Source organism: Xanthomonas sp. SHU 166 (assembly GCF_000364685.1).
Lineage (GTDB): Bacteria > Pseudomonadota > Gammaproteobacteria > Xanthomonadales > Xanthomonadaceae > Xanthomonas_A > Xanthomonas_A sontii.
Window position 1 is genome coordinate 1 of record NZ_AQOJ01000088.1, and the last position, 4,384, is coordinate 4,384.

Genomic DNA, 4,384 nt, shown 5'->3' on the forward strand with positions numbered 1-4,384 from the left:
CGGCGGGATGAACGCGCTGCCGCGCCCGCCGCTCGCGTCGGCGACGCCGGCGGACCGGCGCGGGCGGCCGTTGCGCGACCTGCGGCTGTCGGTGATCGAGGCCTGCAACTTCCGCTGCGGCTACTGCATGCCTGCCGACAAGGTGCCGGACGATTACGGCTTCGACGCCGCTTCGCGGCTGTCGTTCGCGCAATTGGAGACGGTGGCCCGCGCCTTCGTCCGCAACGGCGTCAACAAGCTGCGCCTGACCGGCGGCGAACCGCTGCTGCGCCGCGATCTGCCCGAGTTGGTGCGGCGGCTGGCGCGCATCCCCGGCGTGGACGATCTGGCCATGACCACCAACGGCGCGCTGCTGGCGCGGCATGCGCAGGCCTTGCGCGAGGCCGGCCTGCGCCGGGTCACGGTCAGCCTGGATGCGATCGAGCCGACGGTGTTCCGGAAGTTGTCCGGTGACCGTGGCGAGATCGCGCAGGTGCTGGAGGGCATCGACGCGGTGGTCGCGGCCGGGCTGGGGCCGGTCAAGCTCAATTGCGTGGTCCAGCGCGGCATCAACGACGACCAGGTGCTGCCGTTGCTGGCGCATTTCCGCGGCAGCGGCCATGTGCTGCGCTTCATCGAATACATGGACGTGGGCACCTGCAACGCCTGGCGCCGCGAGCGGGTGGTGCCGGCTGCCGAACTGCGCGACCGCATCGCCGCGCGCTGGCCGCTGCAGGCGCTGGCGCCGCACTACCCGGGCGAGGTCGCCGCGCGCTATGCCTTCGTCGACGGCGGCGGCGAGATCGGCTTCGTCACATCGGTCAGTACGCCGTTCTGCGGCGATTGCCACCGCGCCCGCGTGTCCGCCGATGGCCATCTCTACACCTGCCTGTTCGCGGGCGAGGGCACCGATTTGCGGCCGGCACTGGCGAGTGGCGAGGAGGCGCTGGCCGAGCGCGTGCGTGCGCTGTGGGAACGCCGCGACGATCGCTACAGCGAACTGCGCGGCGCGGCGACCGCCACGCGCGGCAAGCACGTCGAAATGTTCCTGATCGGCGGTTGAGCCATGGACACCGCCGTGCAACGTGCGCTGGTCGCGCTGGAACTGGAATTGCTGGAACCGGCGGTGCGTGCCTCAGCGGCGCGCGTGGCGGAACTGCTCGACGACGCCTTCGTCGAGTTCGGTGCCTCCGGCCGCTGCTTCGACAAGCCGGCGGTGCTCCAGGCGTTACCGGCTGAGTCGGGCGCATTTCGCTACTGTGCATTCGACATCGATGTGCAGCTGCTGGAACCGGAGTTGGCGCACCTGTGTTATCGCAGCGAGCGCAGCGGCGGTGGCGAGCCGTCGCGGCAGGCGCTGCGCAGTTCGCTTTGGCGGTATCGCGACGGCCAATGGCGCATGCTGTTCCACCAAGGCACGCCGATCCCCGGCGGCGCTTGAAGATCGCGCCGTGGGAGCGGCAGCGCAATCCATGACCAAGAAGACCTCCGCCACGTCCGCGCGCGCCGCCGCGCCGGCGCTGACCCATCTGGACCCGCAGGGATTGCCGACCATGGTCGACGTCTCCGCCAAGGCCGCCACCGCGCGTGTGGCGGTGGCCGAGGCGCAGGTGCGCTTCCCCGCCCGCGTGGCCGCGCAGTTGCGCGCCGACGCGTTGCGCAGCGCCAAGGGCGGCATCGTCGACACCGCGGTGATCGCCGGCACGATGGCGGTCAAGCGCACCCACGAACTGATTCCGTTCTGCCATCCGTTGCCGATCGACGGCTGCCGCTTCGCCATCGACTGGCGCTCGCCGCAGGTGCTGGGCATCGAATGCACGGTGCGCACCGTGCACCGCACCGGCGTGGAGATGGAGGCGCTGACCGGCGCCAGCGTCGCCGCGCTGACCGTGTACGACATGTGCAAGGCGCTGACCCACGCGATGACCATCGGCCCGGTGCGGCTGGTCGGCAAGCGTGGCGGCAAGCGCGACGTCGGGAGCGTGGCATGAGCGTCCAGGTGAGCGTGCTGTACTTCGCCAGCCTGCGCGAGGCCGCGGGCCTGGAACGCGAACAGGTGCATACCGATGCGCCGAACCTGCGCGCGCTGTATGCCGAACTCGACGCGCGCCATGGCCTGCGCTGGCCGCTGGATCGCTTGCGGGTGGCGGTGGACAGCGCCTTCGTCGGCTGGGACGAGGCGGTGCGCGACGGCAGCGAAGTGGTGTTCATCCCGCCGGTTTCGGGAGGCTGAGCCATGTCCACCGAACCGCGTTTCCGGCTGGCCGACCGACCGCTCGACATCGCCACGCTGCGCGCCCCGCTGGCGCACGCCCAGGCCGGCGCCTATGCCAGCTTCGAAGGCTGGGTGCGCGACCACAACGACGGCCGCGCGGTCGACGGCCTGCACTACGAGGCCTACGCCGCACTGGCCGAGGCCGAAGGCCAGCGCATCGTCGACGAGGCCCTGGCCCGCTTCGCCATCCTCGACCTGCGCTGCGTGCACCGCGTCGGCGAACTGGCGATCGGCGACCTGGCGGTGTGGGTTGGTGTGGTCGCCGCGCACCGAGGCGCCGCCTTCGACGCCTGCCGCTACGTCATCGACGAGGTCAAGGCGCGCGTGCCGATCTGGAAGCGCGAACGCTACCGCGAGGGCGATGCGGGGTGGTTGCATCCGGAGGCGCAGGCGTCGTCGCGCGGATAGCGGCGTGCGCGATCGAGATCTAGGCTGATCGTTCGTCGTCGTAGAAGGGTGGTAACCCCGCCGGCTGACCTCGGCGCCCGCGTCGATCGATACCGTTGCTGCCTTCCGGCCCTGGCGGGGTTTTCGACCTAGCGTCGCGAGGGGCCGACGGGGCCACCATAGAGACGAAACCGCGCCAGTGGCGCGGTCTTTCCCTTTGAGTTCTTACGCCATGGGCGGAGCAACTCTGCGAGGGAAGCGCATTCGAATCTGGCGGAGAGAGGGGGATTCGAACCCCCGAAGCGCGGTTTAGACGCTTACACACTTTCCAGGCGTGCTCCTTCAACCACTCGGACACCTCTCCGGGTCTTGCGCGGGCCATGCGGTCCGGGCAAGGGCGGGAATTCTAGCCGTCATGGCCGCCGTTCACAAGGCGAGCCGCCGCGGTCGCGCTGACCGGCGTCACCTTTGCCCTGTTCATCGTCGCACGCAGCCCTGCGCCCGAGGCGGCGCGCGTCGGGACGGCGGCTGACCGGGCGACTGAACGATCGCGATGGCCCGGCGTGGCACAATGGCGGTTCAGATGAAGACGGTCGCCTGATGTCCTATCTCGTTCTCGCCCGCAAGTGGCGCCCCAAGCGTTTCGCCGAGCTGGTGGGGCAGGAGCATGTGGTCCGCGCGCTCACCAACGCGCTGGACAGCGGCCGGGTGCACCACGCCTTTCTGTTCACCGGCACCCGTGGCGTCGGTAAGACCACCATCGCGCGCATCTTCGCCAAGTCGCTGAACTGCGAGCAGGGCACCAGTGCCGACCCGTGCGGCCAGTGCGCGGCCTGCCTGGACATCGACGCCGGCCGCTACATCGACCTGCTGGAGATCGACGCCGCGTCCAACACCGGTGTGGACGACGTGCGCGAGGTGATCGAGAACGCGCAGTACATGCCCTCGCGCGGCAAGTTCAAGGTCTACCTGATCGACGAAGTGCACATGCTCTCCAAGGCGGCGTTCAACGCGCTGCTGAAGACCCTGGAAGAGCCGCCGGAGCACGTGAAGTTCCTGCTCGCCACCACCGACCCGCAGAAGCTGCCGGTGACGGTGCTGTCGCGCTGCCTGCAGTTCAACCTCAAGCGCCTGGACGAGGAGCAGATCCAGGGGCAGATGACCAAGATCCTGGCCGCCGAGCAGATCGAGGTGGATGCCTCGGCGATCGTGCAACTGGCCAAGGCCGCCGACGGCAGCCTGCGCGACGGCCTGTCGCTGCTCGACCAGGCCATCGCCTATGCCGGCGGTGCGCTGCGCGACGACGTGGTGCGGACGATGCTGGGCACGGTCGATCGCACCCAGGTCGGGGCGATGCTGGACGCGCTGGCCGATGCCGACGGGCAGCGGCTGCTGCAGGTGGTGGCCGGCCTGGCCGAGTTCTCGCCCGACTGGGGCGGGGTGCTGGAGGCGCTGGCCGAGGCCCTGCACCGCATCCAGGTGCGGCAGCTGGTGCCGGGCGCGGCCACGCCGGCGCTGGATGGCCTGGACCCCGCGCCGCTGGCCGAGCGCCTGCGGCCGGAGATCGTGCAGCTTTGGTACCAGATGGCACTGAACGGTCGCCGCGACCTGTACCTGGCGCCGAGCCCGCGCGCCGGGTTCGAGATGGCGCTGCTGCGCATGCTGGCGTTCCGGCCGATGGGCGCCACGGCGCTGCCGGCCGGCACCGCGACCAGCGCGGCTGCGCAAGGACACGGCACTGCG

6 protein-coding genes, 1 tRNA gene and 1 other RNA gene are annotated in these 4,384 nt (G+C 70.4%); 6 read left to right on the forward strand and 2 right to left on the reverse strand.

Going from position 1 to position 4,384, the window contains the following annotated elements; genetic code table 11:
• The first annotated feature begins 7 nt into the window (after window positions 1-7).
• Genes moaA through D180_RS03610 form a run of 5 tightly spaced genes read left to right on the forward strand, consistent with a single transcriptional unit; the run spans window position 8 to window position 2,662 of the window.
• Window positions 8-1,042: a GTP 3',8-cyclase MoaA gene (gene moaA / locus D180_RS03590; protein ID WP_017911703.1), complete on the forward strand. Its 1,035-nt coding sequence runs from the start codon at window positions 8-10 to the stop codon at window positions 1,040-1,042.
• A gap of 3 nt (window positions 1,043-1,045) precedes the next feature.
• Entirely contained in the window at window positions 1,046-1,420 is a 375-nt protein-coding gene (locus D180_RS03595) for a nuclear transport factor 2 family protein (protein WP_017911704.1), read from the forward strand.
• A 31-nt stretch (window positions 1,421-1,451) separates the two neighbouring features.
• Window positions 1,452-1,970: a cyclic pyranopterin monophosphate synthase MoaC gene (gene moaC, locus D180_RS03600; protein ID WP_017911705.1), complete on the forward strand. Its 519-nt coding sequence runs from the start codon at window positions 1,452-1,454 to the stop codon at window positions 1,968-1,970.
• Window positions 1,967-2,212: a MoaD/ThiS family protein gene (locus tag D180_RS03605; protein ID WP_017908887.1), complete on the forward strand. Its 246-nt coding sequence runs from the start codon at window positions 1,967-1,969 to the stop codon at window positions 2,210-2,212. The genes moaC and D180_RS03605 overlap by 4 nt, the downstream gene beginning before the upstream one ends.
• A 3-nt stretch (window positions 2,213-2,215) precedes the next feature.
• Complete coding sequence (locus D180_RS03610; RefSeq protein ID WP_017911706.1) at window positions 2,216-2,662, forward strand: molybdenum cofactor biosynthesis protein MoaE; 447 nt, start codon at window positions 2,216-2,218, stop codon at window positions 2,660-2,662.
• A gap of 54 nt (window positions 2,663-2,716) precedes the next feature.
• Here the strand turns inward: D180_RS03610 and ffs are convergent.
• Window positions 2,717-2,813, reverse strand: an RNA gene (gene ffs, locus D180_RS22785) — signal recognition particle sRNA small type.
• A 99-nt stretch (window positions 2,814-2,912) separates the two neighbouring features.
• Window positions 2,913-3,005, reverse strand: a tRNA-Ser gene (locus tag D180_RS03615).
• 236 nt (window positions 3,006-3,241) lie between these two features.
• On the opposite strand from D180_RS03615, the gene dnaX reads away from it, so the two are divergent.
• Window positions 3,242-4,384, forward strand: a 1,143-nt coding sequence (dnaX, locus tag D180_RS03620) for a DNA polymerase III subunit gamma/tau (protein ID WP_017911707.1), incomplete at its 3' end; no start/stop codon positions are given.

Excerpts from the sequence above, each read along its gene's own strand:
- D180_RS03610 (WP_017911706.1), top strand. The coding sequence starts at position 2,216 with ATGTCCACCGAACCGCGTTTCCGGCTGGCCGACCGACCGCTCGACATC.
- moaC (WP_017911705.1), top strand. The coding sequence starts at position 1,452 with ATGACCAAGAAGACCTCCGCCACGTCCGCGCGCGCCGCCGCGCCGGCG.
- moaA (WP_017911703.1), top strand. The coding sequence starts at position 8 with ATGAACGCGCTGCCGCGCCCGCCGCTCGCGTCGGCGACGCCGGCGGAC.
- D180_RS03605 (WP_017908887.1), top strand. The coding sequence starts at position 1,967 with ATGAGCGTCCAGGTGAGCGTGCTGTACTTCGCCAGCCTGCGCGAGGCC.
- D180_RS03595 (WP_017911704.1), top strand. The coding sequence starts at position 1,046 with ATGGACACCGCCGTGCAACGTGCGCTGGTCGCGCTGGAACTGGAATTG.